Raw genomic sequence first — 15,367 nt, 5'->3', positions numbered from 1 at the left:
AAAGAGGTAAAAATAGTTTAAAAACAGAACAAAGATCACGTTTGTGATAATCTTGCCAGACTCACAGCATCCATAACTAGATTTATCAAATAAGGTTACCAATGGACGATCATAAACGCCCGCTCTACCTTCCCTTTGCAGGACCTGCGATTCTCGAAGCCCCTCTGATTAACAAGGGCAGTGCATTTTCCGATGAAGAGCGCATTTTTTTCAATCTCGAAGGCCTACTTCCCCATGTCATCGAGACCATAGAAGAGCAAGCGTCTCGTGCTTATGATCAGTACACTAACTTTACCAATAATCTCGACAGACACATCTACCTGAGAAACATTCAAGACACCAACGAGACACTCTATTACCGTCTGCTGCAGAACCACATTACCGAGATGATGCCTATTATCTACACCCCAACTGTGGGTATGGCTTGTGAGCGCTTCTCTAAGGAGTATCGCCGTAACCGCGGCCTGTTTATCTCCTACCCGAATAAAGAACGTATCGAAGATATTCTCAACAACTCGACTCGTCAAAAGGTGAAGATCATCGTTGTCACCGACGGTGAACGTATTCTGGGTCTGGGCGATCAGGGTATCGGCGGCATGGGCATCCCTATTGGTAAGCTGTCTCTGTATACCAGTTGTGGCGGTATCAGCCCAGCATATACCTTACCAATCACCTTAGATGTGGGTACAGATAACCCGCATCTGCTAGAAGATCCCATGTATATGGGCTGGCGTCATCAGCGCATCGGCGGCGAAGAGTATAAAGACTTCGTCGAAGCCTTCATGCAGGCGGTTAACCGTCGCTGGCCAGACGCCTTGATCCAGTTCGAAGATTTCGCCCAAAAGAACGCCATGCCTCTGCTTGAGCGTTACAAGGATCAATATTGCTGCTTCAACGATGATATTCAAGGCACCGCTGCCGTCACCGTCGGCTCACTCCTCGCCGCCTGTAAAGCCGCTAAAACTCAATTGAATAAGCAACGTATCGCCTTCTTAGGGGCAGGCTCAGCCGGTTGCGGCATCGCCGAAGCCATAGTGGCCCAGATGGTCTCGGAAGGGATCTCAGATACTCAGGCTCGCCAACAAGTATTTATGGTCGATCGCTGGGGCATGCTACAAGCCAACATGCCTAATCTACTGCCATTCCAACAGAAACTGGCGCAGAAGTGTGATGATGTAAGAGGCTGGGATAACTTCAGTGATAACATCTCACTACTGGATGTGATGAAGAACGGTAAGCCGACAGTACTTATCGGGGTATCCGGTGCACCAGGATTATTCACCGAAGAGATCATCAAGGCGATGCATGAAAACTGCTCTCGTCCAATCATCTTCCCGCTATCGAACCCAACCAGCCGCGTCGAAGCTACCCCCAAAGACGTGCTACATTGGACCAATGGCCAAGCGCTTGTCGCAACAGGCAGTCCATTCGAGCCGGTAGTCGTCAATGATGAAACCTTCGAGATAGCTCAGTGTAATAACAGCTATATCTTCCCCGGTATCGGTTTAGGTGTACTCGCCTCAGGCGCTAAACGCGTCAGTGATGCGATGCTGATGGCATCGAGCCGTGCATTAGCCGAATGCTCACCACTTGCCATCAATGGCGAGGGACCTCTGTTGCCGGCACTGGAAGAGATCCACAGTGTCAGCAAACACATCGCCTTCGCCGTAGGCAAAGTCGCGATCGAGCAAGGGCATGCACTGCCATGTACCGATGAGCTGCTCAAACAGTCTATCGAAGCTAACTTCTGGACAGCAGAGTATCGACGTTACAAGCGAACTTCGTTCTAACGCTTCTCTAGCTCGTCATCCTGAACTTGTTTCAGGATCCAAGTTCGAGATTCGAGAATAGCTTAAAGCTACCAGTTGATACTGGTAGCTTTTTTATTGCCTTGAAATTGCTGCCTTAGAATGAAGGCTGATTACATTTTCACCTTGGTTTATTTTGTCTGGGTCGTTACCTCTCGTCATTCCGGCAGATCTTTTGAGCCGGAATCCAGTGACCTTTGCTGTTGGAATATGTCATTGAAGATCATAACTTCATAGTTATCTATCGCCTGGCCAGCGGGGTATGTGCACTCTTTATTTCGAGAAGGTTCTGCGAGTCGCCGGCTCTTGATTTTATAAGAATCTTCCGTGTGGACTCTGCGATTTCAAACAACGTCCTTGTTTAACGGCCAGTTCGGCAAAATATGTCCATATACAAATGCCAGTTCAGCTAATTATGTCCATATAAAAAGGCCAGTTCAGCTTCCATGCTTCTCGTTCATAGACTCATGGCTATACCATATTCACCATGCTTCTCGTTCATGAGCTTATGGCTATGCCATATTCACCCAGCCTCTCGTTCGAAGCGTATCACTTCATGATACCTCACCCTGAAATCGAAGCTCGCAGCCGCATTACACTGGCTGCTCTACAAGAATGGGGTCTCTTCAATTTGAGCTTGATTGCTAGCATGCTGTAACTCATTTTGCCCAAAGCATGTTAGTTAAGAATGAACTTGAGGTAGTTTTACTGTAAGCGTCCGGCGAACTACGCCTTGCCGAGTTTGACGCGCCAGGGCAAGAGGCTGCTGAGGTCGCAGTTTGGGTGAGAGAGTTGCTCCAAGCAGTGTTCGATATAATCGAACGGTGTTAGGCCGTTTGCTTTAGCGGTTTCTATTATGCTGTACAAAATGGCACGGGCCTCGGCACCGCGGTGATTGTGATTGAACAACCAGTTTTTACGCCCTATCACAAACGGTTTTACTGCGCGTTCGGCGCGATTATTGTCAATGTTGAGTCGACCATCTTCTAGGTAACGGCTGAGCTTTGGCCATTGATTGATAGTGTAATGGATGGCTCGACCCAAGGCACTTTGCTTCGACACTTGTTGCACCGATTTATCCAGCCATTGCTTCAATGTCGCCAGTTGGGCGCTTGAATGCGTACGCCTAAAATACAGCCGTTCTTTAACTTTGAATTTACGCCGCGCATGTGCCCAACAACCCACAAGTTTGTCATTGGCCCGTTGGTAAGCCGCATAGCCATCGACCTGTAAATAGCCATTAAACACGGTGTGCTCAGTGGCAAGAAAACCACTCACGCAAGTGCTCGCGCGGCTACCGTCTTGATAGTCGTACAGAACGATGCTGTTTACACCTTTATATCTAGGCTCGAGACTCGGCCTATCCGCACCTGAGCAATAGACCCACATGTAGGATTTCACCCGTTCATCGTTAATCACTTTGAGCGTGGTCTCATCGGCGTGCAGTACACCTTGCGTTAATAGGTGTTGGTGCAGTAAATCATATAAGGGTTTAAACAAGGCGGCTGATTTCATCATCCAGTCTGACATCGTTTGACGACTTAATTCGATACCATACTGTTTAAATAAAGTTTCTTGTCGATAAAGCGGTAAGGCGTACTGATATTTACTGGTGATGAGCTGGCTCAATAGGCTTGGCGTGGCAAAACCTTTTGGAATTGGACTAGCAGGCACGGGGGCTTGTTTGATGTTAGCTTGCGTCCCTTTAGTGTCGCAATGCTTGCAGCTGTATTTTAACCTAACATGCTCAATGACACTGATTTGTGCGGGAACAAACTTAAGTTTCTCGCTGCTATCTTGCTCCATCAAGGTCAACTGATGACCACAAGCACACTGTTTATCCGCTTCGCTAATATCATGGGTGATAATTTCACGAGGCAGGTCTTTAGGCAGAGGCTTACGCTTGGCACGTTTCTTAGGGGAAACAGACACATCATCTGCCGTTGATTCTTCTGGCTCATCAAGGGTGACTTCAGCTTCGTTAAATAACTCACCTTGATAATTATGGCTTTCACTGCTGGCCCCGAAGCGTTGCTGTTGCGCTAAGCGAAATGGCTCCAACAACCGCTGCACAGACTGTTTAAGCTCGGCGATTTCCGAATATTGTGACGCCACAAGTTGACTTGCCTCAAGCAATAATTGCTTAAGCAAATCAATATCATTGGGTAGGTTATCATGGGGTGATTATATCAAATGTCATCCAGAATAAGGCTAATGCAGTGATCTAATCATCGAAAACTGCATACGTAATAGCGATCAATCAACTGTAACTCAAGCCCTTAACTTGACGGTGTCCCAATACATCAAACCCTGTGTTATCCCAGTACAATATTTTTAATTTATCGCGGCTTTTATTGCAAAAAATAAACACACTGCCGTCGGTGGCCTCTAGCGACAGTTGTTGCTCAACGATGATGGCCAAGCCATTTATCGACTTACGAAAATCCACGGGCTCTCTATGCAGATAAATACTAGGAAGCTGCTGAAACATCAACATGCTTGCAGGCCTTTTATAATTTCAAGTAAGTAATTTGCTGGCAACGAGCTTGGGAAGGTCCATACCCCTGTTTGATGCTGTAAACGTATCATCTGTTGCGCATCACAAAGTTGAGTTTGAGGCGTTACCGCTGTTGTCGGAGCCAGCGTTACTTTAGCAAAAGGCATGACCGTTTTTATTTTTGCCTTGTTGGCTTTACGGGCATAAAAGGTACTGATACTGAACTTATGCTGACGACAGAAAGCCGTGATAGTTAAGCCGCTGGCGGGCTGCTGTTTTATCAAAGCAGCCCAATCTTGATGAGAACGTTTAGCCATATTAACTCCTGATAAATAGTCAGGAGTTAATATGGCGGATCAATGAAATCTGTTGAAGTTGTACTTGCCCGGACGCTTACGATATTTATTATTTAACCAACTTTTATTAACCAGCACTTGCTGACAACGTCTTGTTTCAATTCGTCCGTGACCGCTGTCTATGGTCGTATGTTCATCAAAATTATCGGCTGTAAAACCTTCACGCTGGCACTTGTGCCACCAAGCTTCTAATTCACCCTGTAGACCAGAATGATGACCTTTAAGCGCTAGAATATAATCAGCCTTTTGCTTAACGATTAGCTTTGCTATCTCTTTTTCATCCGCTTTTAATCGGCAGATAACACGGGCAATAGTGTCATGCCGAGGAATACCTGCTTTAAAAGGACGATGTTGAAGAAGCCAATCAAGCTTTAGATGTCCAAAGTTTTCAATGCCTTCCCATCCTTCAGAGCCTGACATAACCGCACTTATAGCGAGTAAAATAATCTCTAATAAGTTATGTTTTTTACAACGCTCAATACGGGGATCCGCAATCGAATCAAAATGTTTTAAAAAAGTAGCAGTCATTAACATCACCAAAAAAGAGTATTTGGTGATCTGATCGCTACTTGAGCATAAAGTTCAATTTATAATGATCTTGCCGTGGGCTTATTGGTTTACAGTGCCGGTTTTTGATAGCTAATATGTTGATGGAACCGCACAATGAGTTCTTCGCGTGATTTATCTAACCCTAATTCAGACGTAAGGTTCTTTAGCGCATCTTCAACTCGATTCAAATAGCGGCCAAGACCGCCATCCTTACAGTCTTTTACTCCTGCGGCTATAGTAAAATTCACCGTTTCGACTAAGTGGTTACCATCCCAATGGCGAATAAATTGTTGCTCTTCTACATTGGGGTCAAAGCCGAGCATTTGTACTTCGTCGGTGCCCTCAACTTGTTCGTATTTACTGTTGCGTACAAGTGGTGTTAACCCATTAGCCACCATAGCAATCTGCTTAAGTTGCTTAGCTGATGTAGCTTGGATAAATGCATCTTCTAGCTTCTGATACAGAGGCGTAAAGTCATTGGTATCTTCTGGCAACATAGCTCGTTTAAGCTTACGACTTAGAGGTAGTTTTACCGTGACATAGCACAATGAACCGTGTCCTTCTGGGAGCGGACATTTTCTTGCTTTATATCTGTCGCTGATTGAACGTAGCTTATATCCATAACTCTCTTTGTTGCCTTTAGCTTTAGCGAACAGATCATAAGAGAGATGTTGATGATCACGGATTTTGATTGTGAGATTTTTTTCTGGCAATTGAGGCATCAGTTTCGCGAGGAAAGACTGCACTTTTATATGAAAATCAGCTGAATTAATACGAATGTCTTCACCCGTCGCTAAGAATACAATCCTTATTTTTCGGGCTCGGTAATCATCCTTACTATGGAGACTTTGCGCTTCATGATACTCAGGATTATAGAAAAATATGATCTGTTCTGCAGTAGGGAAGCAATACGCTTCGGTGTGAAAACGCACTACGGGTAACTTATCGTTAGTGATCACATGCACGTTATATAACTCTTCTTGCTCGGCAAGATTGAAAATAGCGTGACTAAGTGTCTGATAACACGTGTTGTGATCGGGGTAATGGGCCAACAACGCATCCGTTACTTTGATTTCTGCAGTGATGTATTGATTGCTTCGAACGTCCTTGGGGATGTACACTTTTTGCTGATGGCTAAGGGACATATATATTCCTTGTGATAAGTGAACCATGTGCAGCTTGGTGCTAATGCTAGCAATAAGCTGTTACGACAATTTGTTAAGAGAGCCCTGCGATAAAACATGCTTTTACCCGCTAGCAATATTATACCCTTCGATTATGATTTATTTATTAAAATCAATATGCAAAAAACTCAAGTTAATAAACAAGCCCCCCTTAAAGTTATAAGTACATACCCACAAACAGAAACGCCCTCCTCTCCATGCTACTCAGCAGCACAATGATAAAGGGCGTATCTTCAAAAGGCTTAACAGTGGGTTGTTAAGTCTGTTTATTTATAAAAAACTTCAACCTTGCCTTTTATCGTCAGCAGCAGCGGTTGTCCGCGACGGTCCAACGCTTTGTGCGACGGAACTTTTACCCAAGCTTCACTGAGGCAATATTCCTCAACATCAAAACGCTCTTTGCCATTGAGCATAATACCTATTTGGTGCTCAAAAATTTCTGCCACATGATGTGGGCTACGGGGATTACCGGAAAGGCGATCTGGTAAGGCTGGTTGCGATTTAGTGTCGTTCATGGTCGTGGCCTGTAGTAAAAGTGGTAGTGAATAAAACGTGCACTATTGTAGGCAATACAGACCTTATGCTCAAGAGCCGCAGTAATAAATGTGAGTGACTCCCCCCTCTTCTCTAGACAAGTGCCAGATATTTTATAGCTAGGCAATTTATAGCGAAAAAAAAGGACCAACACTGATTTTCTATGCTTGTTGCTTCATCGCTAAGCCCTTTCTTTCTGAGGTAGAGGGCTAAGGTCATGACTTCTCGCAGTTGCAGTAATCTCACACCAATAAAGGCCAAAATGGAAACGGCGCGTTCTAAATTTTGCGGCTCCGTCATTCGCTGCCGCTCAACACCTGCGCCTGTTTTCCAGGCTTTATGGAAATCTTCTACTCGCCATCTGGCAGCATAAATATCAATAACATGCAGGGCTTGTTTTAAAGTCTCTATGGGTTCTGTGGTTAATAGTATCCAGCGTAATGGCTCGGTAACCGTGGCTGATGCTTTCTCTTGGGCGTAAATCACATTGACTGAAATCACCCGTGACATGGTTTCACCTAAACGCTCTCGGCAAAAATGTGACGCATCCGGCCACTTGCCACTTTCTTTTTCATCAGCATCTTCGGGATGATTAGGGCGACACCACCAATCTTGATGAATTAAGCCAATGGTTCTGGTGGTGTGACTATCCAGCAGCATGACTGAGTGAACCCACCAACCACGTGATCTATCGGTCTTTTGGCCCAGTTTGCCCAAATCGGCAGCGACCTGATGCTTATAGCTCAGTGAGGTGGTGTCTTCTAGCGCGAGAATTTCTGCAACCGACACGGCTTCTTTTGCGGTATGTTGAAATCCTGCGACTCGGATCATATCTGGAGAAACATTATCATTGCGGATCAATCGGTAAGCCCCTTCTAGTTCAGCTTCATTGCCACGGCATGATAGCGCGATAGACTTACCGCTGCTACGAGCCATATTGGCTGCGGTACTGACTAACCTATCAGCACGGCGAATATCACCTAATTTAGCATGTTGAAAGTGAGATTTAGCCCATTCTTCTGCATTGAAAATTGACATTGTTAAAGACTTTAAGTTATTGAATTTTATGATCAGATCCTGGTGATTCAATAAAGTTCAATTTTCTCAATATTTGTGTAGAAGAGTCAGCCCATATGCACTTGCCATAACTCTCGTGAAGCCCAATTCTCATAAAAGGTAAAATGCGCCGGATTTTCGTTATCTTGATGAAGGACATAATCGATACAACCCTCCTCTGCACGAGTGATATCAATAAGCTTCAATAATTCTGCTTTAACTAATTCAACTTTATCTGCTTTGGCGATGATATTAGCCAAAATGGTGAGCTGAGCCATATGCTTTCTTCGAGTATGAGTTTCAATTTTAGTCAGGGCTTAAGTCTAACTTGTTGGAAGTAATAATAAGCTCATCTTAGCAAAATATAAACCCGGCGATGACTTAACTAAAGTCTTGGCTCATGCCTGGTTCACAGGCGCAACATCACCGATTTCTGGAGGCGGGTGGTTTAACCGCTTAGATCCAAACCAGTATGAGATGTCTATCGGTGCCGGCGGATTAGGTCTACCCGATCGCTCTTATTACCTTGAAGATAGCGAGCGCTTCATCAACATACGCAGCGCCTATGTTGAGCATGTTGCTCAGATGCTAGCCAGACCGTTTTAAGTCATAAGCGGTAAGTTAGCAGTCTCAAGTAAAAAATAATGCCAGTCAGATCTCTGACTGGTATTATTTATTCCTTATAAGACAATCCAACAACAAAGAGTTATATCGAATTAATGGTTTTGAGGTTTTAAATAGCGAAATAGCCCCAATTAATAACAGCTAAGCAGATAGGAAACAGTATGACTAACGAATATACGCCAGCGAAAGTTTGGACCATGGATAATGAAAACGGCGGCCAATGGGCCAGCATCAATCGTCCCGATTCAGGCGCCAGACATGAGCAAGTATTGCCTGTAGGTAAACAGCCAATACAGCTGCACTCATTGGCAACGCCTAATGGCCAAAAAGTCACCATAATGCTGGAAGAGTTACTCGCTAAAGGTGTATCAGCAGCCGAGTACGATGCTTATCTGATTAATATCGGTGAAGGCGAGCAGTTCTCCTCAGGCTTTGTCGATATCAATCCCAATTCTAAGATCCCGGCACTCACAGATAACTCAACACCTGAGTCAATCAGAGTGTTTGAATCTGGCAATATTTTGTTGTATCTCGCCGAGAAGTTTGGTTATTTTTTACCGAAAGATATCGCTGCACGTACCGAGGTGATGAATTGGCTTTTCTGGCTACAAGGCTCAGCACCTTATCTTGGTGGTGGCTTTGGCCATTTCTATGCTTACGCACCAGAAAAATTCGAATATCCCATCAACCGCTTCGCGATGGAAACCAAACGCCAACTCGATGTACTTGATAAGCAGCTGGCAAACAATGAGTTTATCGGCGGTGACACCTACAGTATTGCGGATATAGCCATTTGGCCTTGGTACGGTAATTTAGTACTGGGTAAACTCTATGAGGCCGCTGAGTTTCTTGATGTGGCGAGCTACACCCACCTGCAACGCTGGGCAAAACAGATAGACGAACGCAGCGCAGTACAACGCGGAAAAATCGTCAACCGTACTTGGGGCGAAGAGTGGGAGCAGTTGCATGAACGTCATAGCGCATCAGACATAGATGCGGTACTAAAGAAACAGCCTTAAAATCTGGCTGTCGACATAATACCAATCCCATTAAATTTATGACACTGAATGATCACTTACTTAATGGAACTGGTATAAGATTCCTATGGTATAAAGCCAAGATTAATGCTTGGGTTTTATACCATTACCAACCATCTCTTTGCCCGTGTCGAAGACTTCTTGGGTGATCCAGCGGGCATGAAGCAGTTTGTTATTCATCTGTTTAATACTCTTAATTCTATGTGCGATTTAAAACATATTATTGAGCGCGATACCTAAACCAAAGCGAGTCTGGTTGTGATTATAATCGATAAGGCTATCACCATAACCGTTGAAGAAGGTCACATAGCCTTTCAGCTTGCCATACAATGGGGTTGTGAGATTAACCTGCACCGCACCATTACTGGTTGAAAAGTTCTGACGCAGTTTTACACTCAACTCATAATCGCCGAAATCGTAACCCACGCCATATTCGGCATGCCCCATGTAATCAGCAATATCTGGGTTATCATCGCCACCGGGCTCTAGCGGGTCAGTTTTAGTATCCTCAGACAAGCGATACCAAGGTCTGACGAACCAGACCCAATTCTCTTTCTCAAAAATCAACTCAGCGAAAACCCGATTCCATAGATGCTTGTGCCTCACAAATCCGCCTTATCTCACCGAGCGTCATGTTGTCGGTGCCGATTTCAACTTGATGAGCAATACATTCACTCATTGAAGAAGCTTGCACCTGACTGATGGTGCCTAGTAATAGAGAGGCTATACCTAAAGACTTGTAATTTAAATGTGCCAAAATAAATTTCATATCATAGTTGATTTGTGACCGTTAAATCCCAGCCTTAGTTTGCATAAAATCCAATGATGGCGCGAAGAATGAAGAGCCTGTCAGTGCCTGAGTGAAATGCAATAGGTGATCATGATTTCCATTGCCATCACCGTGAACCATACTCTCAAGCATCTTCTCAAAGTTATTCGAGTTACGACAGTTTGAGATAAACATCAAACCTTGCTCTTTAACCGACCCATAAGGCATGCTTTGCCTGAGGATCTCCATTGACTTACCATCATTGTCTTTTAGATTGACGCGCTTGATATGACTGGTGAGAGGCTTATCAGCTGATTCATATTCGATATTATCTTGTTTCGTTCTACCGATAATATCTTCCTGCTTTTTCTGTGGCAGGCGATTCCATTTACTCAGGTTATGAGCAAACTTCTGTACATGAATATAACTGCCCGATTTGAAAGGTGCATCTTCATCACCGATCAGGGCGACAGCCTGACGACTGCGTCCCTTAGGGTTTTCGGTCCCATCGACGAATCCAGTGAGGTCTCGATTGTCCATGAAGCGAAAGCCTCGTTCTTCATCGACTAGGTCGACTAAACCTTCGAACATCTGCGAGATTTCGTTCGCCACCAGATGCAAAATATCAAAACGATCACAGCGGATATGAACGAAGAGATCATATTCGAGAGCTGGTGCATTCCGATTATCGGCATTCATGGCAGGAAATGGCTTGAGTTGAGCCGGACGAGCAGCAGGATACAGACTATCCCAATAGTTGGCTCCTACAGCCAGAAAACCGTTGAATGCACTATCGGCATATTGATCGGTCAACTCATAAATATATTGAGCCACATTAGCGATACAAGGACGCAGATCTGTTTCTACCCCCTCATTGGCATTAAACATCAAATATATACTGTGCAAATTTCCTTCTGCACACACACCTAACTGTTCACGAGGCATAACCTGATTATCCATCTCTCAATTACCTTCAGCACTAATTCAATTTTGGCATTATTATCCATAACTTTAGATAATAATGACATGAACTAACGCACATTTAATCACTTTGACGAAAACAATTAAGTTAACACAGTAGGCATCTGGGATCTTCAGAATACGACTAAAGAGTGAGCCTGGGCCTGAAGATGTACTTTCTGACCGGGCATAAACTGACTGAGATGACTCTTCACCTCATAAAAATGCTGCGCCACCTGAACCTGATAATGACAGATGTTACCCAGGAATCGACGCTCTATGATCACCCCAAGGCCTTGCTCATCGGCGCTGATCTCCAGTTGCTGGGGCCTGATGAGGATCTCACCTCGATAACTTACCGGATGCGATAGCCGCGTGGTACTGGTGAGTAAGCCAATAGGAGTATCGACGACAAAATCATCTTTCACCGATGCGGGTATATAATTGCCACTGCCTAAAAAGTCCGCGACATATCTATCCTTGGGTGCCGTGTACAACTCCTCGGCCGTACCATACTGAACGATATAGCCATCCTTGAATAATGCTAGCTTGTCGGCGAACACGAAGGCTTCGTCTTTGCTATGGGTGACAAACACGGCGCTGACATTCCTCTGTTTGAGAATATTGCGGATCTCTAACATCATCTCGCCGCGAACCTTGGCATCGATATTAGAGAAAGGCTCATCGAGTAATAATAGCTCAGGCTCATAAGCCAAGGCTCTGGCGATCGAGACCCTCTGCTGTTGGCCGCCTGAAAGCTCATGGGGATAACGCTTAGCCAGCCCCTCTAGCTTAACGAGTTCGAGCATCTCATCCAGCCGGGCTAATCTTTCAGCCTTATCTAAATCTTTAACCCCGAACAGAATATTATCGGCAACGTTAAGATGTGGAAACAATGCATAATCCTGGAAGATCATCCCAACACCTCTTTGTTCACTCGGGATAAACACATGAGGTCCGGTCAAAGTCTCGCCATTGATGCTGATTTCACCTTGGCTCACGGCTTGTAATCCAGCAATAGCCCTAAGCAAGGTCGTCTTGCCACAGCCACTGGGGCCCAGAAGCGCAGCTATCTCACCTTTTTCTAGGGTTAAATCTAACCCTTTCAATACCTGCTGACCTTGATAGTCACTGTGCACGCCTCGAATACTTAATGTCGACATATTTTTCTTTGCTCCAGCACCCAAAAGGATTAATCGTTAGTTTTCTTGCTCTAAAGAGCGATTTAAATAAATAAGCGGCACCAAGCCAACCAGCACGATAACAATAGCCGCGAGTGCACCATGCTCGAGTTGCTCGTCGGAGACGAACTGATATACATAAGTCGCTAAGTTTTCGAAACCCACAGGGCGTAATAATAAGGCTGCAGGTAACTCCTTCATACACTCGATAAACACCAGTAATAACCCAGCGAAGATGCCCTTCCGCAGTAACGGCATATGTACTCGCCACAGCAAGGCTTTAGGCTTAAGCCCCATAGTGATAGCCGCCATGTCCAGTGAAGGTGAGATGCGTTTGTAACTATTTTCAACACTACCGATGGCGATGGCCGAAAAACGAATACAGAAGGCAAAGATAATGATAAATACACTACCGGTAAAGACGAGTCCAGGTCCTGCTTGACCAAAATATTCATAGAGATCATTGACGGCAAAATCCAGCATGGTGAAGGGCACCAGAATACCGATAGCCAGCACAGTCCCCGGAAGTGCATACCCAGTCGAGGCGAGTCGAGAAGGCAAGATATCTGACACTCTAGGGCTAATTCTTTGAATGAATATCAAGAGTACGCCGATAAATACCGCGATAACACTGACAATCGCGGCGATATAAAGACTGTTGAAACTATACTGCCAAAACGCGGTATTCCAACTTTCATCGAAATAATCCCAGGCATATTGCAACAAAATAACCAACGGCAGCAGGAATGAAAACAAGAGTAAGAGGCTACAATAAGCCGTGGCTAAGCCGGCATTTAAGCCCTTAAGCTTAGAGACTGAGTTTTCATTGGGGCCAGATTGCTTCTGAAATAATTGCTGCTTCCTACGGGCAAACCGCTCGAAGCCTATCATGGAAAAGATCACTAATAGCATGATAGCAGACAGCTTGGCCGCAGCCGATAAGCTGCCATAGCCAAGCCAGGTATCGTAAACCGCTGTCGTTAGTGTAGGCACGGCGAAATAACTCACAGTAGCAAAATCCGCCGCCGTCTCCATCGCCACCAACGATGCCCCGACCGCCAAGGCAGGCCTCGCCATAGGCAGACTCAGGCGCCAAAAGCTCTGCCAGGGACCACAGCCCATGACTCTTGAAGCATGTTGCAAACTAGATGATTGCTCCATAAAGGCCGTTCTGGCGAGGAGATAAATATAGGGAAATAGCACCAGGGCAAGCACCACGGAGGCGCCCGCTAAGCTTCTGATCTCGGGGAAGTAATAATCACTCGGAGATTGCCAGTCAAACCAGAGACGCAGAATCTTTTGCACAGGTCCGGCATAATCCAATAGATCCGTATAGACATAGGCCACCACATAAGCAGGCATAGCTAAAGGGAGTAACAGTGCCCACTGAAACATTTTCCGCCCGGGGAATTGACACTTAGCCACCAGCCAGGCGGCGGGCGTCGCAATCAGCAATGCACAGATACAGACACCGAGCATGAGTAAAATAGTATTACTGATATAAGTAGGCAGCACGGTATTAAAAAGATGGCTAAACACATCCTCATAGGGAACGAAGGCCTGAGCTATGATAGCCAGCAGTGGCAGTATAATTATCGCCGCGATGAGATAGCCAGCGAGAGACCAAGTTCTGGATAAACCTAAAATCATTGATGGGTCCACTTTATTTGACGAAGCATTATCCCCGACCAACCTAAATCTAAGCTTAAATGAGAAGAATTATAATACCGATTGGTATCACTGACTAAAACAAAAATAGCCTTCAATTGAAGGCTATTTCATACTCGAACTTGTTTTTTATAGATCGAATTTAACTTCATCCAATAATCTAACTGCCGCCTTGTGGTACTCGGCAAGTTTGAATATTGGCAGCTCATCGGCCTTAAACTCGCCCCATGAAGCCACTAGGTCAGACGGCTTAACATCGGCCTTCACTGGATATTCCATATTGATCTCGGCGTAGCTCTTCTGCGCAGCAGTACCCGATAGATACTCCATTAATTTAATCGCATTCTCCTTATGCTTAGTGTGCTTAGCCAGCGCCATCCCAGACACATTGATATGTGAACCACGATTATCTTGATTGGGGAAGTTAATCTCTACCGCTTCGGCCCAAGGTACTTGCTTAGGGTCCTGAAGCATCTTGCCTAGATAATAACTATTGCCTATGGCGATATCACACAAGCCCTCTTTTACCGCTTTAACTTGAGCACGGTCATTGCCTTGAGGTTTACGGGCAAGATTAGCCTTCCACCCCTCGAGCCAAGTCTTAGTATCTGCTTCACCATGGTGAGCAATCATAGAGGCAACCAGCGAGATATTGTAAGGGTGCTTACCGCTACGGGTACAGATTTTGCCTTTGTACTTAGGATCGGCCAGATCTTCATAATCGATATCCAATTTACCCAGTCTGTCTTTAGATGAATAAATGTTACGAACTCTCATGGTCAAGGCGTACCAATTGTCTTCCCGCGAGCGATACTTAGCAGGAATATTCGCTTTCAGCAGCTCACTATCGACAGGGATAACCAGATTTTTGTCGACGAGTTCCATCAAACGAGAGAAGTCAGAAGTCAGTACGATATCGGCAGGAGACAAACGGCCTTCACGCATCATGCGCTCGGCTATGCCTTTCTTGGAGAAAACCACATCCACGTCGATGCCGGTTTCTTTAGTGAAATTAGCTAAGATAGGCCTAACTAGAAATGCCTGACGGTATGAGTAAACAGTCAAATTCTCGGCCGCATTCGCTGCCGAAGCGAAACAAACCAAGCCTAAAATGGCCATACTTCTTGCTATTTTCATCTAAAAA

At 45.1% G+C, this 15,367-nt stretch carries 13 protein-coding genes and 5 pseudogenes; 3 read left to right on the top strand and 15 right to left on the bottom strand.

Translation table 11 applies throughout. From position 1 onward, the window contains the following. The first annotated feature begins 101 nt into the window (after window positions 1–101). Window positions 102–1,790, top strand: coding sequence for an NAD-dependent malic enzyme (locus KT99_RS07980; RefSeq protein WP_005498779.1), 1,689 nt, complete (start codon window positions 102–104; stop codon window positions 1,788–1,790). A 744-nt stretch (window positions 1,791–2,534) separates the two neighbouring features. Here the strand turns inward: KT99_RS07980 and tnpC are convergent. From tnpC to KT99_RS07940, 9 genes and pseudogenes are all read right to left on the bottom strand, one after another. Further along, complete coding sequence (tnpC, locus tag KT99_RS07975) at window positions 2,535–3,965, bottom strand: IS66 family transposase (RefSeq protein WP_083804824.1); 1,431 nt, start codon at window positions 3,963–3,965, stop codon at window positions 2,535–2,537. A 103-nt stretch (window positions 3,966–4,068) separates the two neighbouring features. Further along, on the bottom strand, window positions 4,069–4,305 hold the full coding sequence (gene tnpB / locus KT99_RS07970) for an IS66 family insertion sequence element accessory protein TnpB (protein WP_005498774.1): 237 nt from the start codon (window positions 4,303–4,305) through the stop codon (window positions 4,069–4,071). Continuing rightward, window positions 4,299–4,622 carry an IS66 family insertion sequence element accessory protein TnpA gene (gene tnpA, locus KT99_RS07965; protein WP_005498771.1) on the bottom strand — a complete coding sequence of 108 codons (324 nt, stop codon included), beginning with the start codon at window positions 4,620–4,622 and terminating at the stop codon, window positions 4,299–4,301. The genes tnpB and tnpA overlap by 7 nt, the downstream gene beginning before the upstream one ends. Window positions 4,623–4,700: 78 nt before the next feature. Beyond that, window positions 4,701–5,189 (bottom strand): annotated as a pseudogene (locus KT99_RS20670) (transposase family protein); the annotation flags it as partial. 89 nt (window positions 5,190–5,278) lie between these two features. Then, window positions 5,279–6,355, bottom strand: a complete 1,077-nt coding sequence (locus KT99_RS07955) for a DUF3083 family protein (protein WP_005498768.1) — start codon at window positions 6,353–6,355, stop codon at window positions 5,279–5,281. 305 nt (window positions 6,356–6,660) lie between these two features. After that, on the bottom strand, window positions 6,661–6,909 hold the full coding sequence (locus KT99_RS07950; protein WP_005498766.1) for a DUF3297 family protein: 249 nt from the start codon (window positions 6,907–6,909) through the stop codon (window positions 6,661–6,663). Window positions 6,910–7,081: 172 nt separating this feature from the next. Then, window positions 7,082–7,447, bottom strand: a pseudogene (locus tag KT99_RS23545) (transposase); the annotation flags it as partial. 33 nt (window positions 7,448–7,480) lie between these two features. Continuing rightward, a pseudogene (locus KT99_RS23540) lies at window positions 7,481–7,966 on the bottom strand (IS4/Tn5 family transposase DNA-binding protein); the annotation flags it as partial. A 92-nt stretch (window positions 7,967–8,058) separates the two neighbouring features. Then, a pseudogene (locus KT99_RS07940) lies at window positions 8,059–8,262 on the bottom strand (putative quinol monooxygenase); the annotation flags it as partial. Window positions 8,263–8,359: 97 nt separating this feature from the next. Here KT99_RS07940 and KT99_RS07935 point away from each other — a divergent pair. Next, a pseudogene (locus KT99_RS07935) lies at window positions 8,360–8,575 on the top strand (M13 family peptidase); the annotation flags it as partial. Window positions 8,576–8,769: 194 nt separating this feature from the next. Beyond that, a complete protein-coding gene (gene yghU, locus KT99_RS07930; RefSeq protein WP_005498758.1) occupies window positions 8,770–9,627 on the top strand; it encodes a glutathione-dependent disulfide-bond oxidoreductase in 858 nt (285 codons plus the stop codon). A gap of 228 nt (window positions 9,628–9,855) precedes the next feature. Here the strand turns inward: yghU and KT99_RS07925 are convergent, their stop codons facing one another. The 6 genes from KT99_RS07925 to KT99_RS07905 all read right to left on the bottom strand — a co-directional run bounded on the left by KT99_RS07925 (window position 9,856) and on the right by KT99_RS07905 (window position 15,360). Continuing rightward, the gene (locus tag KT99_RS07925) at window positions 9,856–10,251 is read right to left on the bottom strand and encodes a phospholipase A (RefSeq protein ID WP_232504268.1); all 396 of its coding nucleotides are present in this window, start codon (window positions 10,249–10,251) and stop codon (window positions 9,856–9,858) included. Further along, entirely contained in the window at window positions 10,214–10,402 is a 189-nt protein-coding gene (locus tag KT99_RS22785; protein WP_232504267.1) for a hypothetical protein, read from the bottom strand. Before KT99_RS22785 ends, KT99_RS07925 begins: the two co-directional genes overlap by 38 nt. Window positions 10,403–10,435: 33 nt before the next feature. Beyond that, window positions 10,436–11,374 (bottom strand): Dyp-type peroxidase, encoded by a 939-nt coding sequence (locus tag KT99_RS07920; RefSeq protein ID WP_005498751.1) that lies wholly within the window; start codon window positions 11,372–11,374, stop codon window positions 10,436–10,438. A gap of 134 nt (window positions 11,375–11,508) precedes the next feature. Beyond that, window positions 11,509–12,537 (bottom strand): ABC transporter ATP-binding protein, encoded by a 1,029-nt coding sequence (locus tag KT99_RS07915; RefSeq protein ID WP_005498750.1) that lies wholly within the window; start codon window positions 12,535–12,537, stop codon window positions 11,509–11,511. A gap of 36 nt (window positions 12,538–12,573) precedes the next feature. Further along, window positions 12,574–14,205, bottom strand: coding sequence for an ABC transporter permease (locus KT99_RS07910; protein ID WP_005498748.1), 1,632 nt, complete (start codon window positions 14,203–14,205; stop codon window positions 12,574–12,576). Between the two features lie 147 nt (window positions 14,206–14,352). Next, a complete protein-coding gene (locus KT99_RS07905; protein WP_040571732.1) occupies window positions 14,353–15,360 on the bottom strand; it encodes an extracellular solute-binding protein in 1,008 nt (335 codons plus the stop codon). Window positions 15,361–15,367: the final 7 nt, after the last annotated feature.

The organism is Shewanella benthica KT99 (assembly GCF_000172075.1).
GTDB lineage: Bacteria > Pseudomonadota > Gammaproteobacteria > Enterobacterales > Shewanellaceae > Shewanella > Shewanella benthica_A.
This window is presented reverse-complemented; position numbering and strand designations above follow the sequence as displayed.